This is a genomic window from Streptomyces sp. SGAir0957 (assembly GCF_043523415.1).
In genome coordinates this window covers 264,157-283,154 of record NZ_CP027290.1, presented here as the reverse complement: position 1 = coordinate 283,154, position 18,998 = coordinate 264,157, and the positions used below count along the sequence as shown (strand labels likewise).

17 protein-coding genes are annotated in these 18,998 nt (G+C 71.7%); 9 read left to right on the top strand and 8 right to left on the bottom strand.

The features are described 5' to 3' along the window. Positions 1 to 4: 4 nt before the first annotated feature. From C1N81_RS01715 to C1N81_RS01695, 5 genes are all read right to left on the bottom strand, one after another. Positions 5 to 1,192, bottom strand: a complete 1,188-nt coding sequence (locus C1N81_RS01715; protein WP_394425970.1) for an NAD(P)/FAD-dependent oxidoreductase — start codon at positions 1,190 to 1,192, stop codon at positions 5 to 7. 183 nt (positions 1,193 to 1,375) lie between these two features. Beyond that, positions 1,376 to 1,609 (bottom strand): phosphopantetheine-binding protein, encoded by a 234-nt coding sequence (locus C1N81_RS01710; protein ID WP_394425968.1) that lies wholly within the window; start codon positions 1,607 to 1,609, stop codon positions 1,376 to 1,378. Positions 1,610 to 1,647: 38 nt separating this feature from the next. Further along, entirely contained in the window at positions 1,648 to 3,240 is a 1,593-nt protein-coding gene (locus tag C1N81_RS01705; RefSeq protein ID WP_394425966.1) for an amino acid adenylation domain-containing protein, read from the bottom strand. Next, positions 3,240 to 4,172: an LmbU family transcriptional regulator gene (locus tag C1N81_RS01700; RefSeq protein WP_394425965.1), complete on the bottom strand. Its 933-nt coding sequence runs from the start codon at positions 4,170 to 4,172 to the stop codon at positions 3,240 to 3,242. The genes C1N81_RS01705 and C1N81_RS01700 overlap by 1 nt, the downstream gene beginning before the upstream one ends. A 107-nt stretch (positions 4,173 to 4,279) precedes the next feature. After that, entirely contained in the window at positions 4,280 to 4,495 is a 216-nt protein-coding gene (locus tag C1N81_RS01695; RefSeq protein ID WP_394425963.1) for an MbtH family protein, read from the bottom strand. A 501-nt stretch (positions 4,496 to 4,996) separates the two neighbouring features. Between C1N81_RS01695 and C1N81_RS01690 the strand changes: the two genes are divergently transcribed. The 5 genes from C1N81_RS01690 (at position 4,997) to C1N81_RS01670 (ending at position 10,978) form a co-directional block, all read left to right on the top strand. After that, positions 4,997 to 5,737: a thioesterase II family protein gene (locus tag C1N81_RS01690; RefSeq protein ID WP_394425961.1), complete on the top strand. Its 741-nt coding sequence runs from the start codon at positions 4,997 to 4,999 to the stop codon at positions 5,735 to 5,737. A gap of 473 nt (positions 5,738 to 6,210) precedes the next feature. Continuing rightward, the gene (locus tag C1N81_RS01685; protein ID WP_394425959.1) at positions 6,211 to 7,386 is read left to right on the top strand and encodes a serine hydrolase domain-containing protein; all 1,176 of its coding nucleotides are present in this window, start codon (positions 6,211 to 6,213) and stop codon (positions 7,384 to 7,386) included. A gap of 135 nt (positions 7,387 to 7,521) precedes the next feature. Beyond that, positions 7,522 to 8,550, top strand: a complete 1,029-nt coding sequence (gene argC / locus C1N81_RS01680; RefSeq protein WP_394425957.1) for an N-acetyl-gamma-glutamyl-phosphate reductase — start codon at positions 7,522 to 7,524, stop codon at positions 8,548 to 8,550. Beyond that, on the top strand, positions 8,547 to 9,698 hold the full coding sequence (argJ, locus tag C1N81_RS01675; protein ID WP_394425955.1) for a bifunctional glutamate N-acetyltransferase/amino-acid acetyltransferase ArgJ: 1,152 nt from the start codon (positions 8,547 to 8,549) through the stop codon (positions 9,696 to 9,698). Before argC ends, argJ begins: the two co-directional genes overlap by 4 nt. Positions 9,699 to 9,787: 89 nt before the next feature. Beyond that, complete coding sequence (locus C1N81_RS01670) at positions 9,788 to 10,978, top strand: acetylornithine transaminase (protein WP_394426232.1); 1,191 nt, start codon at positions 9,788 to 9,790, stop codon at positions 10,976 to 10,978. Positions 10,979 to 11,186: 208 nt separating this feature from the next. On the opposite strand, the gene C1N81_RS01665 is transcribed toward C1N81_RS01670, so the two are convergent. Both C1N81_RS01665 and C1N81_RS01660 read right to left on the bottom strand, forming a co-directional pair. Next, a complete protein-coding gene (locus C1N81_RS01665) occupies positions 11,187 to 12,170 on the bottom strand; it encodes a ParB/RepB/Spo0J family partition protein (protein WP_394425953.1) in 984 nt (327 codons plus the stop codon). A 179-nt stretch (positions 12,171 to 12,349) separates the two neighbouring features. Further along, positions 12,350 to 12,994, bottom strand: coding sequence for an FMN-binding negative transcriptional regulator (locus tag C1N81_RS01660; protein WP_394425951.1), 645 nt, complete (start codon positions 12,992 to 12,994; stop codon positions 12,350 to 12,352). Positions 12,995 to 13,339: 345 nt separating this feature from the next. Between C1N81_RS01660 and C1N81_RS01655 the strand changes: the two genes are divergently transcribed. Continuing rightward, positions 13,340 to 14,692, top strand: coding sequence for a lysine N(6)-hydroxylase/L-ornithine N(5)-oxygenase family protein (locus C1N81_RS01655; RefSeq protein WP_394425949.1), 1,353 nt, complete (start codon positions 13,340 to 13,342; stop codon positions 14,690 to 14,692). Between the two features lie 193 nt (positions 14,693 to 14,885). Next, positions 14,886 to 15,836: an acetylglutamate kinase gene (argB, locus tag C1N81_RS01650; RefSeq protein WP_394425947.1), complete on the top strand. Its 951-nt coding sequence runs from the start codon at positions 14,886 to 14,888 to the stop codon at positions 15,834 to 15,836. Between the two features lie 68 nt (positions 15,837 to 15,904). Here the strand turns inward: argB and C1N81_RS01645 are convergent, their stop codons facing one another. Then, on the bottom strand, positions 15,905 to 16,657 hold the full coding sequence (locus C1N81_RS01645) for a thioesterase II family protein (protein ID WP_394425946.1): 753 nt from the start codon (positions 16,655 to 16,657) through the stop codon (positions 15,905 to 15,907). 256 nt (positions 16,658 to 16,913) lie between these two features. Between C1N81_RS01645 and C1N81_RS01640 the strand changes: the two genes are divergently transcribed. Both C1N81_RS01640 and C1N81_RS01635 read left to right on the top strand, forming a co-directional pair. Further along, complete coding sequence (locus C1N81_RS01640; RefSeq protein ID WP_394425944.1) at positions 16,914 to 17,411, top strand: nuclear transport factor 2 family protein; 498 nt, start codon at positions 16,914 to 16,916, stop codon at positions 17,409 to 17,411. Positions 17,412 to 17,892: 481 nt separating this feature from the next. Beyond that, entirely contained in the window at positions 17,893 to 18,966 is a 1,074-nt protein-coding gene (locus tag C1N81_RS01635) for a hypothetical protein (protein WP_394425941.1), read from the top strand. Positions 18,967 to 18,998 lie beyond the last annotated feature (32 nt).

The following is an 18,998-nucleotide window of genomic DNA, read 5'->3' as shown; positions in this document are numbered from 1 at the left end:
TCACTCAGCTCTGGTCGAGCAGGGTCAGCAGGTCGTCGTTGTAGAAGTCGTCGAGTGAGCACGCGCCCGACAGCGTCGAGAAGTACCGGTCGACGTGCTCCTGGTGGCCGACCAGCTTGCGCAGCATGTCGGTGCGCCCCTCGGGCTTGAGCTCGGCCACGTTGAGGGCGCCCTGGTACTGGCTGAGGGCCTCGCCGCTCAGGTCCAGCTCGTAGCGTTCGAGGGCGGCGTCGAGCGCGGCGTCGTCGTGCAGTTCACCGCCGATGTGCCCGGTCAGGGACTGCGCCTGGACGAAGGCCTCGGTGATGCCGCGGGCGGTGATGGAGTCCTTGTGCGTGACGGCGTCGCCGACCAGCGCCCAGCCGGGCCCGTACGCCTTGCGGAAGAAGTTCTCCTGGTGGCCGGTGCCGTACAGCTGCTCCACGCGCCGGCCCGAGCGCATCCGCTCGTACAGGGCGGGGGCCGTGGTGCGGAAGGAGTCGAGGTAGAAGGGCTCCACGCCCTTGCGGACCTCCTGGTACTCCTCCTGCGGGAAGTACGTCATGAGCAGCGTCAGATCGTCGTTGGTGGGGATGACGCCGATCCAGCGGCCGGGGCGCTCGTACAGCTCGAAGTCGGCGGGCACGTCCGCCCAGTAGCTGTAGTAGGTGCAGGTGACGCGCGGGTGCTCGATGACGTTCTGCGCGCCCGCCTTGCGGGCGACCAGCGAGCGCATACCGTCCGCGCCGACGACCAGGCGGGCCCGTTCGACCGTCGTGGTGCCGCTGGGCGTCGTGCAGCGCACGCCGACCACCCGGTCGTCCTCCCAGACGAGGTCCTTGACCGCGCAGCCCTGCCGGAAGTCGACGCCCGCCTCGGCGGCGCCCTCCGCGAGGAGCGGGTCGAGCACGTACCGGCGCGGCGCGTAGGTGTACGTGACGCCGTCCAGCGGCAGGGAGAAGCCCTCGATGCGGACGCCGGGGCCCTCGTAGCTCTGCCGGGTGATCTTCCGGCAGCCCGCGTCGCTCAGCTTGCCGAGCAGGCCCCAGCGGTTCAGCAGGGACATTCCCTGCATGTGGATGTAGTGCGAGGAGAGGGTGTCCTGCGGGAAATTCGCCTTTTCCAGGAGCAGGACACGATAACCCTGCCGCGCAAAGAGCATGGCTGTCGGCGAACCCGCGCAACGGGCACCTACGACAATCACGTCGTACATGGCTCTCCTCTCTTACCGGGTGGTTTCTTGCGGAGTTTTCCGGCACGGCTTTTAGGCGCGACTTACCGGCACGGCTTTTCGGCACGGATTTTCGGGGCAGCTCGGCAGCGGCCGGATCTACGTTCTCGATGCTATGCACGGTGTCCCGCCGGCGGGACACAACTCGGCGCCGCTCAGCGGCTGTTACCGGGACGCCCCGGCGGTCAGCGATTCGATGTATGCGGAGATGGACGCCACCGTCGGGTTGAGGAACATCTGGTCCATCGGGACCTCGACGTTCAGCTCGTCCATGAAGGCGCCCTGAATCTGCACCATGATGACGGACTGGCCGCCCAGGGCGAAGAAATCGTCGTCGGGCGCGATGTCGTCGCGCTTCAGCTCCCGGCACCAGATGGCGCGTACGCGGTCGGCGGTCATCGCATTCCTTTCGTTCGTCATGACGGCCCGCGCCGCATTCACGCCGCGGTGCCGCTGCTGCTGAGGGCGTGGTGCTTCTCGAGGGACGCGACGAGCGCCGCGCGGTCGACCTTTCCGTGCGGGCTGAGCGGAAGGCGGAGGATGGTCACGAACCGGGCCGGGACCATGTTCCGTGGCAGGACCCGCAGGAGGCCCAGGCGCACGTCGTCCTCGCTGAGTTCGTGCCGCGTGGGCACGAGGAAAGCGGTCAGCTCGGCCTCCCCGGCCGCGCCGCGCGTGACCGCGACGGCGGCCTCCCGGACGCCGGGCAGCCGGCCGAGGGCCCGCTCGACGTCGGTCGGGTCGATGCGCATGCCGCGCACCTTCACCTGCGCGTCCATCCGCCCCGCGACGATCAGCTGGCCGGACGCGTCGACGTGCCCGCGGTCGCCGGTGCGGTAGAGCCGGACCGGGGCGCCGTCGATCTCGGCGGTCGTGAACTTCGCGTTCTCGGGGCCCGAGCCGCCCAGATAACCCGCGCCGACACCCGCCCCCGCGATGCAGATCTCGCCGGACTCCCCCGGCGCGACACCGCGCAGCTCCTCGTCGAGGAGGTGGATGTCGGTGTTGTACGCGGGCCGGCCGACCGGCGGGATGGCGTGCTCGCCGGGCCGGTACGCGGACAGGTCGTAGGAGGTCGCGACATCCGTGCACTCGGCGACGCCGTACTGGTGCAGCAGCGTGCACGTGTTGCCCTCGCGGCGCATCCACGCGGTGAGCCGCTCGGGCTTGAGCGCCTCCCCGCCGAAGAGCACGTAGTCGAGGCGGGTCAGCGCGTCGCCGCCCCGCGCGCTCTCCCAGTCGATGAGGACGTACAGGGTGCTGGAGGCGCAGTGCACGACGCGGATGTCGTGCTCCTTGAGGACGCGGTAGGCCATCATCGCGTCGAAGTTCCGGCTCGCCATGAGGTGCTGGGTCGCGCCGCAGAACAGCGGGGTCATCAGGGCGCGCTGGGACAGGTCGAAGCCGAACGCGCTGACCACGAGGTGGTGCGAGCCGCTGTGCAGCCCGTACTCCAGCCGCAGCCAGTTCATGAGGTTGAACCAGCCCTCGTGGCGCACGGCGGTCAGCTTCGGTGTGCCGGTCGACCCCGAGGTGAAGACGGCGTAGCAGACGTCGTCCCCGGTGACGTCCACGCCGGGGCTGCTCGCGGGCAGACCCTCCAGGGTGCCGGTGAGCTGCTCCAGATCGACGACGTCGACGGTGGCTGCGGCGACCATCGGGGCGGTCGCCCCGGACGCCACGATCAGCGCGAGGCCCGGCACCTGCCCGAGCAGCTGCTCGATGCGGGCCGCCGGATAGGCCGGGTCGAACGGCACGTAGGCGGCGCCCGCCTTGAGCGTGCCGAGGAGGGCGACGAGCAGGTCGAAGGAGTAGTCCAGGCACAGCCCGACCTTCGCGCCGCGCCCGTGGCCGCGCTCGATGAGATAGTGCGCGAACCGGTTCGCCGCGGCGTCGAGCTGGGCGTACGTCATGTGCTCGCCCGCGCGGACCACGGCGGGGGCGTCGGGCGTGGCCGCCGCGTTCGCCTCGAACCGGTGGTGGACGACGGGCGCCGGGGGCAGGGCGACCCGCTTTCCCTGAAGGATCATCAACTGACTCCGATGTGAGAGGCCCTCTGGGCGGATCGCCGGTCGGCGGTGTCGAGCACCTGGGTGACCCACTTGCCGACGGACAGGCCGTGCGCGGCGGCGGCCTTCGAGTAGTACTCGAACTGACCGGCGGAGAGCTCAAGGGTGAGAGTGGCGCCCTGCGCGTGGCCTCCGGCGGTGACCGTGATGCCCGGGGCGGTGCTGTCCGGGGCGGTGCTGTCCGGGGCGGTGGGCTCCGGGGCCCCGGTGGGTGCGGGGGCGGTGGGCGCGGGGGCGGTGGGCGACGTGCCGGTGGGCGCGGGGCCGGTGGGCGACGTGCCGGTGGCCGGGGTGGACGGGGCGGTGAGCGAGGCACCGTCGGCCGACATGGCGGTGGCCGATGTGCCGGTGGCTATGGCTGTGGGGGCTGCGGGGCCGGTGGCCGACGTGCCCGGGGCCGCGGACCCGTTGACCGACATGCCGTTGGCCGGGGGCGTGTCGTTCTGGGCCGCCAGTGCTGCGCGGACCGCCTTGCGGAGTTCGTTGCGGGACCACTTCTGTTGTTCGGCCCTGCGTAGCCAGTAGTCCTGCTCGGGCGGTGAGAGGCGGGTCACCTCGGCGTGGTGGGCGAAGCTGAGGGCGTCGTGGCGGCGGTGGTGCTCGAACCGCCGGGCCACCCACGCGTAGTTGCGCAGGGTCTGGTAGTCGAGGCCGGTGCGCTCTATGGCCTCCTTGTACCGGCGCCACCCGTAGGTGGCCTCCCCGAAGAGCAGCCAGTCGGCGAGCCACCAGGCGGAGGAGTTCACCAGCTCGCGCAGGTTCGTCCCGATCTCCTCCCAGGCCCGCTCCGGCAGGTTCTGCGGGAAGGACATCCCCGACTTGCGCACCTTGGCCGGTGTCCCGACGAAGTTCGGGACCACGTCGCGGGCGGGCGCACCGCCGCCGCCGGTCACCGGCCTCGTTCCGTGTCTGCTCGCGGTTCTCACGGCGCCCGTCGCCACGTTCATCTCCCCCATTCAGTGTTTTCCGGGCTCTGCGTCCTGCGGGCTCCAGGCGGAGGTCAGTCCCCCGCCATCGCGTCCTGGAGACTCTTGGGCCGCAGGTCGGTCCAGTTCTGCTCGACGTACTGCAGGCACTCGGCCCGGGACGCCTCGCCGAAGACGGCGCGCCAGCCCGCGGGCACCTCGGCGAACGCCGGCCACAGGGAGTGCTGCTCCTCGTCGTTGATCAGAACGTGGAAGCGGCCGTCCTCGTCATCGAAGGGGTTCGTGCTCAACGGGCACCGTCCTTAACCGTCATGGAATGGTCCGGGATTGCGATGCGGCGGGCCGGATGCGCGACGCCCTCGGGCATGTTCGCCGTGCGGCGTCGTCCGGTCGGCCCTGGACGCGGGGTCCGGCGAACCGGACGTCGGCGTCGGGCCACCCCGGCGCTGCCACGTCACCGTAGGGACCCGGGCAACGCGGCTACAAGAGCCGAAGAGCCGAGTCGTCCCGGGCTCAAGCAGTTCTGGAGCCGCCCCGCACGGCGCCTTCGGGCCCGCCCCGCAGAACCGCTCGACGCGTGCTCAGGGGCGGCCTGAGGGGGCCTGGAGCGGGCCCCGCCGGACACCCCGGACGCACTATCGTCGGCGGGTACGCCCGAGGGCCCGCCCGGCCAACCCGGCCTATCCGAGGCCCTGTTCAGCCGGACCGGCACCGGCCGAGGACCTGTTCGGCCGAACTGGAACCGGCCGAGGACCTGTTCGGCCGGGACCGGCCCAGGCCGAGGGAGAGCGATGGACCGCACCCGACCGCAGCTCCGGCTGTTCGTCCTGCACCACGCGGGCGGCTCGCACGTGCCCTTCCGGCACTGGCCGGCCCGGCTGCCGGACACGTGGGACGTGCGGCTCCTCGACGCCCCGGGGCACGGCCATCTCATGGACCTCGACCCGGTCCCGGACGCCGGGCGCCTCGCCGACTTCCTGCTGCGCGTCATCGAGCCCGCGCCGGAGGTCCCGTACGCCTTGTTCGGCCACAGCATGGGCGCGCTCCTCGCGTACGAGATCGCCTGCCGGGCCGTCGAACGGGGCCTGCCCCGGCCCGTGTGGATCGGCGTATCGGCGCGGCCCGCACCGAGCGCGGCCGGGCACCCGACCCGCTACGGCGAGCTGTCCGACGCCGCGCTGCGGGACCGTCTGCGGCGGCTCGGCGGCACCCCCGGCGACGTCTTCGACGACCCGGACCTGTGGGCGGTGTTCGCCCCGGTCATCCGCGCCGACCTGCGGGTGGTGGAGGGCTGGCGGCCACGCCCCGGCGCGGGCCCGCTGCCGGTGGCCCTGTCCGCGTTCGCGGGCGCGGAGGACGACGCGGCCTCGGCGGCGCGGATGGCCGGCTGGGCGGACCACACCGAGCACTTCCTCGGCGTGCGCGTGCTCGACGGCGGCCACTTTTACTTCGCGCCCGACCCCGGCCCGTTGCTGCGCCGGGTGGAACGGGACGCGCGCGCGGCACTCACGGCGGCGACCAGCCCCCTCTGAGCACCCGCACCACCATCTTCGGCGGACGCTCCCTTCTCCGGCCCGAGCCGCCACCGACCGCTGCCGGTCCACGCCCGACGCAGGCCCACCGCTGCCGCGGGGCGGCACGGAACGCGAGCCGCGCCAGTGGCGGCCGGCTGCCTCTTCGCCCCGCCGTCGCCACTCGGGCGGACGCTCCCCTCACCCGGTGGCCCGCACTCCCCCGGCCCGAGGCCGGAATGCGACCGACCGCTTCCGGCCGTCCGCGCACCGCCCCGCGGCGCCCGGGCACGGCCCGGATCCGGGTGTCAGGTCGGCCCCCAACTGCCTTCCAGGGCACACCTGTTCATACCGTCACGCCTGGTCACCCGGTCGCCGCCCCGTGGAATCACCGCACAAGCTACCGGCCCGGGACATCACTAACTTACGGTGCCGCCGTCAGAGCGCACAAGTAAGGCATCGGCCAATCACGGCCGAGGACAGGGGAGCGGGCGATGGCGATACGAGGGATGAGACCGAGGGCCGGTGTGGTGGGTCTGGCGGCCTGCGCGGTCATGGCCACCGCCTTCGCGAGCCCGGCGCGGGCCGCCGGGGACACGGCCGTCACGACGGCCTCGCACGCCGGGACGCAGGCGGCGATCGACGCGGCCGTCGCGGCCGGGGTGCCGGGCGTGACCGCCGAGGCGCGCGACGCGTCGGGGGTCTGGAAGTCGGCCACCGGCGTCGGCGATCTGCGTACGGGGGCACCGCGCGGCCAGCGCGACCGGTTCAGGACGGGCGCCATCACCGCCACCTTCGTGGCGACGGTGCTCCTGCAGATGGAGGCGGAGAAGAAGCTCAGCCTCGACGACAGCGTGGACCGCTGGCTGCCGGGCCTGGTGACCGGCAACGGCAACGACGGCCGCGCGATCACGGTGCGCCAGCTCCTCAACCACACCAGCGGCCTGTTCGACTACTTCTCCGACACGGCGTACGTCCAGACGTACGTGCTCGGCGACGGTTACCTCCAGCACCGCTACGACACCCTGCCGCACGACCAGCGCGTCAAGGTGGCCCTCTCCCACCCGCCCGCGTACCAGCCGGGCGCCCGGCACTGGTTCTCCAACACCAATGACCTGCTCGCCGCGATGGTCGTCGAGAAGGTCGGCGGCAGGAAGTACGAGGAGGAGGTGCGCCGCCGGATCATCGCCCCGCTGGGGCTGACGGCGACGTCGAACCCGGGCACGGGCACCAAGCTGCCGCAGCCGAGCGGCCGCGGCTACTCCCGGCTCTTCGCCGACCAGCCGGACCGCGTCGAGGACGTCACCGAGGTGAACGGCTCGCAGGCCTGGGGCAACGGCGACATCATCTCCAGCGCCGCGGACCTGAACCGGTTCTACGCGGCTTTGATGGGCGGAAAGCTGCTGCCCGCCCGGCAGTTGAGGGAGATGAGGACAACCGTCGTCAACCCTGACGTCCCGGCCTCGTCGTACGGGCTCGGCATCGAGCGGCTGACGCTGGGTTGCGGGGACGTCTGGTACCACGACGGGGGCGCGGTGGGCTGGATCTCGGTGTCCTCCTTCAGCGAGGACGGGAGCCACGTGTTCACGTTCAACTTCAACAGCGACTGGGGCGGCGCGTCGCTCCTGCCCGTCCTGGACGCGGAGTTCTGCGGGACGCAGGCGGGCTGACGGCGGGATCGTGGAGCGGGCCGGTGACCGGTCCGCTCCACGATCCCCGCGGTGCTTGTCATGAACATGCCTGAACCCATTGATGACCGGACCGCGCCCGCGTTACAACGACATGTCTGTCAACGGGGAGGACTCATGACCGTGCGAGCAGCCGTGGCGGGAGCCAGTGGATACGCGGGAGGTGAGCTCCTGCGCCTGCTCCTGCACCATCCCGGGGTGGAGATCGGCGCACTGACGGGCCACTCCAGCGCGGGGCAGCGCCTCGGCGCGCTGCAACCGCATCTGGAACCGCTGGCCGACCGCCAGGTCCTGGCCACCACGGCGGAGGCCCTGCGCGGCCACGACGTCGTCTTCCTCGCCCTGCCGCACGGCCAGTCCGCCGCCCTCGCGGCGCAACTGGGCGAGGAGTCGCTCGTCGTCGACTGCGGCGCCGACTTCCGCCTCGCGGACCCGGCCGCCTGGGAGACGTTCTACGGGACCCCGCACGCGGGCACCTGGCCCTATGGACTGCCCGAACTGCCGGGCGCACGCGCCGAGTTGGCCGGGGCGCGGCGCATCGCCGTGCCGGGCTGCTACCCGACCGCCGCGCTCCTCTCCCTCTTCCCCGCCTACGCGGCCGGGCTCGCCGAACCCCAGGCGGTGGTCGTCGCCGCCTCCGGGACCTCGGGCGCGGGCAGGGCCGCCCGCGCGGACCTGCTCGGCAGCGAGGTGATGGGCTCGATGCGGCCCTACGGCGTGGGCGGCACACACCGGCACACGCCCGAGATGAGCCAGCACCTGGGCGCCGCGGCGGGCGAGCCGGTCACCGTCTCCTTCACCCCCACCCTCGCCCCGATGCCCCGCGGCATCCTCGCCACCTGCTCCGCCGCCGCGCGCCCCGGGGTCCGCGCCGACGACGTACGGGCCGCGTACGAGAAGACGCTGGCCGACGAACCGTTCGTGCGGCTGCTCCCCGAGGGGCAGTGGCCCGCCACCGGCGCCGTGGCCGGCTCCAACGCCGCCCGGATCCAGGTGGCCCTCGACCCCGTGGCCGGCCGGATCATCGCCGTCGGCGTCATCGACAACCTGGTCAAGGGCACGGCCGGCGGGGCCGTGCAGAGCATGAACATCGCCCTGGGCCTGCCGGAGGCACTGGGCCTTTCCACGATCGGAGTCGCACCGTGAGCGTCACCGCAGCACGAGGCTTCACCGCGGCGGGAGTGGCCGCGGGCATCAAGGAGAACGGAGCACAGGACCTGGCCCTCGTGGTCAACGAGGGCCCGCTCCACGGCGCGGCGGGTGTCTTCACCTCCAACCGCGTGCAGGCCGCGCCCGTCCGGTGGACCCGCGCAAGCGTCGCCGACGGCGTGCTGCGGGCGGTCGTCCTCAACTCGGGCGGCGCCAACGCCTGCACAGGACCCCAGGGCGCGCGGGACACCCGGGACACGGCCGAGCGGGTCGCGGACCGGCTCGGCCTCGCCCCCGCGGACGTCGCCGTCTGCTCCACCGGGCTCATCGGCGTCGCCCTGCCCATGGACCGGCTCCTCGCGGGCGTCGACGAGACCGTCGTACGCCGGTCGAGATCCGGCGGCGAGGACGCGGCCGTCGCCGTCATGACCACCGACACCGTGCACAAGACGGCCGAGGTCACCCGCGACGGGTGGACCGTCGGCGGCATGGCCAAGGGCGCCGGAATGCTCGCGCCCGGACTCGCGACCATGCTCGTCGTGCTCACCACGGACGCCGTCGCCGACGCGGCGGACCTGGACCGGGCGCTGCGGTCCGCCACCCGCACCACCTTCGACCGGGTCGACTCCGACGGCTGCATGTCGACCAACGACACCGTCCTGCTGCTCGCCTCGGGCGCGAGCGGAACCGCCCCAAAGTACGACGTGTTCGCCGAGGCGGTCCGCGAGGTCTGCGCCGACCTGGCCCGGCAGCTCATCAAGGACGCCGAGGGCGCGAGCAAGGAGATCCGCATCGAGGTGGCGGGCGCCGCGAGCGAGGACGACGCCGTCGAGGTGGGCCGCTCCGTCGCCCGCAACAACCTCCTCAAGTGCGCCCTGCACGGCGAGGACCCCAACTGGGGCCGCGTCCTGTCCGCCATCGGCACCACCCACGCCGTCTTCGACCCGGACCGGATCGCCGTCGCCATCAACGACGTATGGGTCTGCAAGGACGGGGCGGCGGGCGACGACCGCGCGCTCGTCGACATGGGCGCCCGCGAGGTCGGCATCCGCGTCGAACTCGGCGCGGGCACGGACTCCGCCGTCATCTGGACCAACGACCTGACCGCCGCGTACGTGCACGAGAACAGCGAGTACTCCTCATGACGACCGGCATGACGACCGACCTGGCCCCTGACCTCGCCACGGGCGTGAGCACGGCCCTGACCACGCACCCGACCACCGGCAACGAGGCGATGGCCCGGCGCTGGCAGGACGTCATGATGGACAACTTCGGCACCCCCGCGCTGACGCTCACGCGCGGCCGGGGCACCCGGGTGTGGGACGCGGAGGGCGCCGCCTACCTGGACTTCGTCGGCGGGATCGCGGTCAACGCGCTGGGGCACGCCCATCCCGCCGTGGTGGGGGCCGTGTCCGGGCAGATCGCCGCCCTCGGCCACGTGTCGAACCTGTTCATCGCCGAGCCGACCGTGCGGCTCGCCGAACGTCTGCTGCGGCTCGCGGGGCGCGAAGGCCGGGTCTACTTCTCCAACTCGGGGGCGGAGGCGAACGAGGCGGCGTTCAAGATCGGCCGGCTCACCGGCCGCACCCGCATGGTGGCCGCCGCCGGCGGCTTCCACGGCCGCACGATGGGGGCGCTGGCGCTCACCGGACAGCCCGCGAAACAGCGCCCGTTCGCTCCGCTGCCCGGCGACGTGGACCACATACCGTACGGCGACACCGAGGCGCTGCGGCGCGCCGTCACCCCGCGCACGGCGCTCGTGGTCCTGGAGCCGGTGCAGGGGGAGAACGGGGTGATCGTGCCCCCGCCCGGCTATCTGCGGGCCGCCCGCGAGATCACCGCGGCGGCGGGCGCCCTGCTCGTCCTGGACGAGATCCAGACCGGCATCGGGCGCACGGGCCACTGGTTCGCCGCGCAGGCCGACGGGGTCGAGGCGGATGTCGTCACCCTCGCCAAGGGGCTCGGCGGCGGCCTGCCCATCGGCGCCACGCTCGCCTTCGGCCCGGCCGCGGGTCTGCTCACGCCCGGCACGCACGGGTCGACCTTCAGCGGCAACCCGGTGGTGTGCGCGGCGGCCCTCGCGGTCCTGGACACCATCGAACGGGACGGGCTCCTCGCCCAGGTGACCCGTACGGGGCGACGCCTGCGGCACGGCCTGGAGACCCTGAACCACCCCCTGGCCGGCGAGGTCCGGGGCGCGGGTCTGCTCCTCGCCCTGGTCCTGCGCGACGACATCGCGGGCCGGGTCCGCCAGGCGGCGCAGGACAGGGGGCTGCTGGTGAACGCGGTCGCCCCCGACACCCTCCGCTTCGCCCCGCCCCTGACCGTCACGGAACAAGAGGTGGACATGTGCCTGGACCGCCTGCGGGCAGCGTTGTCGGACACGGCCGGCACGACGCTCGGGTCGGCGGCGTCCGGGACGTAAAGGGCCGCCTGACGGGCTCGGCCCCCACCACCCAGGGGCGCGGGGAACTGCGCGCCCAGCCACGACGGCGGCGCACCCGAAGCGCGCTTATCGGCGGGCGGCGGCCAAGGCTCCGGAGCCGCATCCGAGGACAGCCCTACGGCGCCGGGGCGTACGCCCGGCCGACCGGCGCATACGCCCCGGCCCACCGACGAAGCACGCGGACGCGTCAAGTGCGCCGTGCCTCCAGTTCGTTGGCCAGGCGGAGCCAGTGGTCGGCGCAGCGGCGGGCCGCCTGGGCCAGGAGGTCGGCGCGGTGGCCGGGGACGCTGCGGGCGAGGCGGAGCCATTTGGCCTCGTCGCCGATCGAGTGGGCGCTCAGCATCCGCAGCAGGGTGCGTCCGGCCTCGGTGCGCAGCGACGGGTCCTTGCAGACGCTCGGCAGGAGCAGCCCGATGGCGGCCGCCGGGACACGGGCGGCGGACCGGCCCGCGCCTGCCGTCACCGGGGTGTCGGCAGGCGCCGCGCCGGTGCGGCCCGGGGGCAGCGGGCCCTGGCCCTGGCGCATCCGGTCCCGTACGTCCTTGGCGGTGGCCGTCGCTATCCCGGCGACCGCGGCGATCTCGCGCAGCGTCGCCGCGGGGTTCGCGGCGATGACCTGGCTCGCGCGGAGCCGTCCCTCGGTCGCCTGCAGCGGGCGCACCCGGCCGTCGCGGCCGATGCGCGTGTTCAACTGTTCGTCCTGGACGGTCGAACGACGCCGGATGGCGGCGACGGTCCCGGCGGAGAGTCCGGCGTCGGCGGCGATCCGCCGGTCCGACCAGGAGGGCCGTGCGCGCAGCAGCCGTTCGGCCGCGGCGGCCCGGTCGGCCTGGGTCAGCGGAAGGCCGTGCGCGATGTTCAGCCTCGTCGCGAGGGCGAAGGCGTCCGTGGCGTCGCCGTCGAAGAACTCCGCCTCGATGGTGGTGTCACCGCGCAGACGGGCCGCCCTGACCCGGTGCATGCCGTCGATGACGCGCAGCGTCGCCCGGTGCACGAGGATCGGCGGCAGCGGCGCGTCCAGCTCGGCCAGGTGCCGGATGCGCCCTGCGTCCTCGCCGTCGAGCCGCGGCGAGTCGGAGTCGAGGAGTGTGCGCAGCGCCAGGACGGCCCGTCGGCCGGGGCCGTCCGGAGCCCGAGTGATGTCCGCCGTGACCGTCCGAAGCCCCGTCAAGAGACCCTCCTCCGTTGTGGCGCCGGCACAGGCCGGTCCGCGCGGGCTGTCGAGCCGAGAAAAACATACCGGGCCACTGGTTTGCAATGAGCCGGGACGACAGGTCAGGGCGGTCTCCAGCGACACTCGGGCGCCGCTCGGGCGCCGCCCCAGTACGGGCCGGATGACTGTGGCCACGGTTACGGCAGACGGCTCATCAGGTCGGCGGTCTCCCGCTTGTACGTGCAGCCGCTCTGCCCGAACGACTCGCGCACCCTCTCGCGCACCTCGCCGGGCTGCTCCTGGCTGAGCTTGAACATGCCCTCGGCGCCGGTCACGGTGAACCGGAACGCGCCCACGGCCGGCACGATCTTGCGGAAGTAGTCCTGCGAGCCGGTCATGTCCCAGCCGTCGCCGAAGTCCCCCTCGAAGGCGCGCACGGTGGAGCGCACCACGTCGAGCGTCTCCTCGATGGAGGAGATCTTCTCCACCACGCCGCGTACGTGGACGGAGGTGAAGTTCCAGGTCGGCGCGGCCGGGCTCTTCGCGTAGACGGTGGGCGACACGTAGGAGTGCGGGCCCGTGAACGTCAGCAGCAGCACACCGCCGCTGCGCAGCGCGGCCCAGTGCGGGTTCGCCCGGTTCATGTGCCCGAGCAGCGTGACGCCCGGCAGGTCGCCGCTGACGTCCGCGGCGGTCTCCGGGTCGAAGATGACCGGCAGGTGCGTGGCGAACGGGCCGTCCTCCGCGGCGCCGTTGGACACGGCGAGCGCCAGCGGATTTCCGCGTATCAGGTCCACCATCCACGAACTGTCCGGTTCGCGATAAAAGCTGGGAACGAACATCCGGATGCTTCCTTTCGGCCATGCGCTCACCGCACGGCTCTGCCGCGGGAATTGACGGATCGCATTCTGTGCGGGCGCCTGTTCCACAGGCCGTGCCACGCGCGGGACCCCAGGGCCCGGCCCGACCATATCGCCGTCCCGCCGACACGACAACGCCCGGCCAATTTCCGTGGATTGACGCCGCGGAACACGGCTCAAAAGGCGCTCTTTCACCTGGGACTCCAGCGCCGCTCCACCACCCCTGTACGAACTCTCTGGAATGTGTTGCCACTATCTTGGCAAGGTTTTGCCAAGCCTCCGCACACCCTGACGCGGAGTAATCCCGACACAATGGGGGAAAATTCCATGGACACACCGGGCAGCCTCAGCCAGGAGATCTACGACGTGGTCGGCATCGGGTTCGGCCCGTCCAACCTGTCGCTCGCGGTCGCCCTGGAGGAGCAGGGGGCGAGCTCCGCGCAGCATCCGGTCACCTCCCACTTCTTCGAGCGGCAGCCCAGGTTCGGCTGGCACCGGAACATGGTGCTCCCGTCGACGACCATGCAGATCTCGTTCCTCAAGGACCTCGCGACCTTCAGGAACCCGCAGTCCCGGTTCAGCTTCATCTCGTTCCTGCACGCCTCGAACAGGCTCGTGCAGTTCGTGAACAACCAGGACTTCTTCCCGACCCGCCAGGAGTTCCACCAGTATCTGGAGTGGGCCGCGGGCCAGCTGGGCGACCGCGTCTCCTACGGCACCGAGGTCACCGCGATCCGTCCGGTGGCGGAGCCCGGCGCCGCGTCGGCCGGCCTTCTGGAGGTCGAGGCGCGCGGGGCCGACGGCACCGTCAGCGTGGTCACCGCCCGCAACGTGGCGATCTCCACCGGCCTCGTCCCGCGCCTGCCCAAGGGCGTCACGGCGGACGACCGGGTCTGGCACAGCTCCGAGTTCCTGAGCAGGTTCAACGCCCGCGACCCCGAGGAGCTGCGCAGCGTGGCGGTGGTCGGCGCGGGCCAGAGCGCCGCCGAGATCACCCGCTTCCTGTACGACTCGCTGCCGCACGCCCAGGTGTGCTCGGTCGTCCCCTCGTACGGCTACTCCGTCGCCGACGACACCCCCTTCGCCAACCAGGTGTTCGACCCCGCCGCGGTCGACGACTACTACTACGGCGCCGAGCACGCCCAGGACGCCTTCTGGCGCTACCACCGCAACACCAACTACTCGGTGGTCGACTCCGACGTCATCCGCGCCCTCTACCAGCGCTCCTACGACGAGCGGGTGAGCGGCGTCCACCGCCTCGACTTCCGCAACCTCACCCGGGTCGCCGAGGTCCGCAGGAGCGGCGACGCCACCCAGGTGGTGCTGCGCTCGCTCCTCGACGACAGCACCGAGGAACTCGCCGTCGACGCCCTGGTGTTCGCCACCGGCTACGACGGCCTCGACCCCGCCCGGCTGCTCGGCGACTTCGACCGGTACTTCCTGCGCGACACGGCGGGCCGGCACCGGGTGGAGCGCGACTACCGTCTGGTCTCCACACCGGAATTGAGCAGCGGCGTCTATCTCCAGGGCGGCACCGAGCACAGCCACGGCCTCTCCTCTTCCCTGCTGTCGAACATCGCCATCCGCAGCGGTGAGATAGCCGACTCGATCGTGCTCCGCCGCACCGAGCGCGAACTCGACCAGCCGTTGTCCGACGACATCACGCCCTCGATCGTGTGAGAAACCGGGCGAGAAAGCACGGCTCCCTTTCCGCTCGAGCCGTTCTCCGTTCTTTTCCGAGTCCCGGCCGAGCGAAAAGCGAATTCTCCGACCGCGGGAATTCCCTTCCGCTCGGCCTCGGCGAAGCGCGATGATGCGGCACAGCCGAATCCCGCACGTCACAGTCGAACGTTCCGTACTGAGCGAGGTCCTGATGTCCCTCAGCACACACCCGGCCCTGTTCAAGGCCCAGTCCGTCGGCGACGCCCTGCCGTGGCTGGCCCGGCACCAGGGCCGCACCGTCGTCATCAAGCTGGGCGGGCACGCCATGGTCGACGAGGACCTCACGGCCGCCTTCGCCCGCGACATCGCCTTCCTGCGCTACGCCGGGCTGCGCCCCGTGGTGGTGCACGGCGGTGGGCCGCAGATCGACGCCGAACTCGCGCGGCGGGGACTGAGACGCGAGTTCAAGGGCGGCCTGCGGGTCACCACGGAGGCCGCGATGGACGTGGTGCGGATGGTCCTGGCCGGCCAGGTGCAGCGCGAACTCGTGGGCCTGATCAACCGTTCGGGACCGCTCGCCGTCGGCATGACCGGCGAGGACGCCGACACCGTGCTCGCCGTACGGCACCGGCCGTGGATCGACGGGGAACCGGTCGACGTGGGCCGGGTCGGTGACATCACCGGCGTCAACACCGGCGCGCTCGACAGCCTCCTTGCGGACGGGCGGATCCCCGTCGTCTCCCCGCTGGCCCGCAGCGTCGAGGACGGCCGGGTCTACAACGTCAACGCCGACACCGTGGCGGCCGCGCTCGCCATCGCGCTGCGTGCGGAGCGGCTCGTCATGCTGACCGACGTCGCCGGCCTGTACGCGGGCTGGCCCCACAGCGAGGAGGTCATCGCCCGGCTGACCGCCAAGGAGCTGGAGAAACTCCTGCCCGAACTGCACGACGGCATGGTCCCCAAGATGACCGGCTGCCTGAACGCCGTGCGCGGCGGGGTGGGCGCGGCCCGTGTCATCGACGGGCGGGTCCCGCACTCCGTGCTCCTGGAGATGTTCACCGACGACGGGGTCGGCACCGTCATCCTGCCGGACCCGGACGAGACCCCCTCGGCCGCGCGCGACGAACGCTGGCTGCGCGACCAGGTCGTCGACGCGGCCTGAGAGCCTGTGTCGTCTCCCCGGTCGGGGCGGCGGCGCGGACCCGTCGGGGCACCGCCGCGGCGGGTCCGTCAGAGCACCGCCGCGGCGGGTCCGGTGAGCGACGTCGCCCGTCGCACGTCCTCCTGGATCCGGGCGGCCACCTCCGCGAGCCGGTCCTGGAAGTAGAAGTGGCCGCCGTCGAAGAGGTGCCGGCCGAGGAAGTGCTCGCTGACGGCCGCCCAGCCGTCCAGGCGGTGCGGTGGCGCCACCTTGTCGCGGGTGCCGCCGAAGACCGAGAGCGGCACCGGCAGCGGCGCGGCGAGCGGCGGGGTGCGCCAGGTCTCGCTGATGCGCAGGTCCGCGCGGATGGTCGGGGCGAAGAGCTCCCACAGTTCCTGGTGTTCGAGGACGACGGAAGGAGTGCCACCCATGGCCGCGAGCTCCCGGCGCAGCTCGTCGTCGGAGAGCAGGTGCCTGCGGTGCGCGTCGCCGTCCGGGTGCAGGGTGCCGCGTGCGGACACCCCGAGCCAGACCGGCGGGGTCCGGCCCGCGTCGAGGAGCCGGCGCGCCAGCTCGTAGGCGACCATGCCGCCCATGCTGTGCCCGAAGAACGCGAAGGAGCCGGTGAGTTCACCGTCCAGCTCGCGCAGGTGGTGGTCGAGCAGGGCGTCGGTGCTCGACAGCGCGGGGCTCCCGTCCCGCGGCCCACGGCCGGGCGCGTCGGGGCAGCGCACCTGCCAGCCCGCCGGGAAGTGGGCGGGCCAGTCCCGGTACGCGAGATGCGAACCACCGGAGTGGTGGAACACGAACAGCCGCAGCTCCGGCTCTTCCGCGCTGTGCATGGCGAACTCCCTCGCTGAGGCACTCCCTGCGGTGCCCGGCGGTCGGGGCCGGGACGTTCGGACGATAACCGTGCGCCCGGCCCCCGGACGCCGCGCACCAGCGGGCCTCGACCGGTTCTCGTCGCGTCCTCGCGCGGTGTGGCGGACGGGTTCTCGCGGGGTCGGCTGCGCTCAAGGAGGACTGGACGGGCGTGCGATGCCGGTCCCGGATGCTGTGCGGACCGAGTCCGGTCGCCCGGAGCGCCCGACCGGAGCTATGACACAGGCTCTTACGGACGAGAGCGAGGGCCGGACCATGACCGTCGAAGTGGCGAGCGCCGCCCGACACACGCTCGGCGGCGAGTTCGCCGCCCTGTACGCGCAGGCACAGAGCTTCTACGGACAGCAGATGCGCATCCTGGACGCCCACGACACGGCGGCCTTGGCCGACACCTTCACCGACGACGCGCTCCTGGAGCTGCCGTTCCTGCCCGGCCCCATGCCGGTCGCCACCGGGCTCACCCTGTGGACCCGCGAGCAGGCGACGGCGCGCCGCCCTGCCGGCGGCCGGCTCGCCCACTGGATCGGCATGCTGGACGTACGGCCCCAGCCCGACGCGACGGTGCGGACGCGCTGCTCGGCACTGGCGTACGCGGTGCCGCCCGGCGCGGACTCCAGAGTGCTGCACGTGTGCATGATCGAGGACGTCCTCAGGCACGAACACGACACATGGCTCATCGCACACCGCCGGGTGACCCGCGACGACTTGGCGTGAGAGCCGGGCCGACGCCATCGGAGATTCCGGACCCCGAAATTCTGAACTCCCCAAGCTGAGAGTGCGAGTTCGATTCTCGTCACCCGCTCCATACAGAAACCCCAGGCTGACGGCCTAGAGTTTATTTGTTGTCTAGTCCATTTCGGAGCCTACGCGCCCTCCGCGTGCCCTAAGTCGAGGTCGAGCAGTCATCACAAGGGTGCTCGGGGGCCCACTTTGGGCGACTCGACTCTCAGGTGCCTCAAATCGCGAGAAGTGATCTGTGTGACCTGCGCCACTTCTACATAGGGCCTTCGTGAATCCGCACACGCAAAGCAGCAGGTCACGGCGGCTGTGTACCGGACCACCGCGATCCATTCCTCACCCGTGGCCAAGGTGACCGTCCTCAACTCCCCGCGCGTGCCGGGCTGCTCGTTCGGGAGCTGCGTTGTCAGTGGTGCTCATTAGGCTTCTTGGCGTCACCGACGACAGGAGGGCGCGCATGACCGGATTCGAGATCAACAAGCGGGCCATCGAGAAGATGCAGCGAGAGATCGCGAAGGAATTCGAGCGCGCGGCCCGCAAGCATCCCATCCGTGTTCCGGTCCAAGCGGACGCTCCGGAGATTGCGTCGGCTTCGCCCGTGAACGCAGGCATCGAGAAGGATCCACATCTCTCGCGCCTACTCGTGTGGCTTGACGACCTGGCCGCCCTGCAGCCAGGAGTGGCTGCTGACGTCTCGTCGTATGTCGACTCGGAGGGGCTGCCGTCGACCGAGGCCAAATCCATGGCCTTGCAGTTGGAGCACCACGGGCTCGTCGAGATCTCCCGGGACTTCTCCGGCGCTGACTCCCAGGTCTTCCTAACCGACGAGGGAACGCTGGCGGCGCAACAGCTCAGGGCGCTGCAGGCCGACTCGGTCGCACGGTTCGTCCATGCATGCGACGCATTGCTGCATTGGCTGTTCCAGACCGGCCGCGGTCGAGAAGCCGTGGAGGTCATGGCGTTCGTGGAGTCGCCGGGCTCGTACTTCGCCGGCGATTCCCTGTCCGTGGACGAAATCCTCGGCGCACTGGAGCACCTGACCCGGCGGGGCCTTGTCCTCCGGACCGACGAAGACCCGAGCACCACGACCTCGATCAAGGCCGAAGTCACTGACTCAGGCACTGACTGCGTACTGTCCGGAGGAACAGTGAGCGACTATCTCAGCCGCCAGCAGCGCACCGGCGACACATACAACTTCAACAACTCCTCCGGTATCGTCGCCGGATCCCAGCAGAGCGTGGCGCAGAACAACAGCTTCGGCTTCGACGCCTCCGCACTCGTCGAGTTCGCGCACTTGGTGCGGCAGTTGACCCCGACGCTGGGAGCCTCGGGGGACCAGCAGGAAGCACTGATTCAGGACGTTGAGATCCTGGAGGAAGCTTCCTCCGCCGAGCAACCGGAGCCCGGGCGGGTCAGGGCTGCATACCTGCGCGTGCAGGAGGCTCTGGGGGCCATCACGACCACAACAGCGGGCCTCACTCTGTTGGTGCAGCAGGGGCAGGCCGCATACCAAGCTGTGTTCAGCGGCTGACGAGCAGTGTCGAAGGGGCTCTGCGATCGATC

Excerpts from the sequence above, each read along its gene's own strand:
- C1N81_RS01715 (WP_394425970.1), bottom strand. The coding sequence starts at position 1,192 with ATGTACGACGTGATTGTCGTAGGTGCCCGTTGCGCGGGTTCGCCGACA.
- C1N81_RS01710 (WP_394425968.1), bottom strand. The coding sequence starts at position 1,609 with ATGACCGCCGACCGCGTACGCGCCATCTGGTGCCGGGAGCTGAAGCGC.
- C1N81_RS01705 (WP_394425966.1), bottom strand. The coding sequence starts at position 3,240 with ATGATCCTTCAGGGAAAGCGGGTCGCCCTGCCCCCGGCGCCCGTCGTC.
- C1N81_RS01690 (WP_394425961.1), top strand. The coding sequence starts at position 4,997 with ATGGACCGCACCCGACCGCAGCTCCGGCTGTTCGTCCTGCACCACGCG.
- C1N81_RS01685 (WP_394425959.1), top strand. The coding sequence starts at position 6,211 with ATGGCGATACGAGGGATGAGACCGAGGGCCGGTGTGGTGGGTCTGGCG.
- argC (WP_394425957.1), top strand. The coding sequence starts at position 7,522 with ATGACCGTGCGAGCAGCCGTGGCGGGAGCCAGTGGATACGCGGGAGGT.
- C1N81_RS01670 (WP_394426232.1), top strand. The coding sequence starts at position 9,788 with ATGGCCCGGCGCTGGCAGGACGTCATGATGGACAACTTCGGCACCCCC.
- C1N81_RS01660 (WP_394425951.1), bottom strand. The coding sequence starts at position 12,994 with ATGTTCGTTCCCAGCTTTTATCGCGAACCGGACAGTTCGTGGATGGTG.
- C1N81_RS01655 (WP_394425949.1), top strand. The coding sequence starts at position 13,340 with ATGGACACACCGGGCAGCCTCAGCCAGGAGATCTACGACGTGGTCGGC.
- argB (WP_394425947.1), top strand. The coding sequence starts at position 14,886 with ATGTCCCTCAGCACACACCCGGCCCTGTTCAAGGCCCAGTCCGTCGGC.
- C1N81_RS01645 (WP_394425946.1), bottom strand. The coding sequence starts at position 16,657 with ATGCACAGCGCGGAAGAGCCGGAGCTGCGGCTGTTCGTGTTCCACCAC.
- C1N81_RS01640 (WP_394425944.1), top strand. The coding sequence starts at position 16,914 with ATGACACAGGCTCTTACGGACGAGAGCGAGGGCCGGACCATGACCGTC.
- C1N81_RS01635 (WP_394425941.1), top strand. The coding sequence starts at position 17,893 with ATGACCGGATTCGAGATCAACAAGCGGGCCATCGAGAAGATGCAGCGA.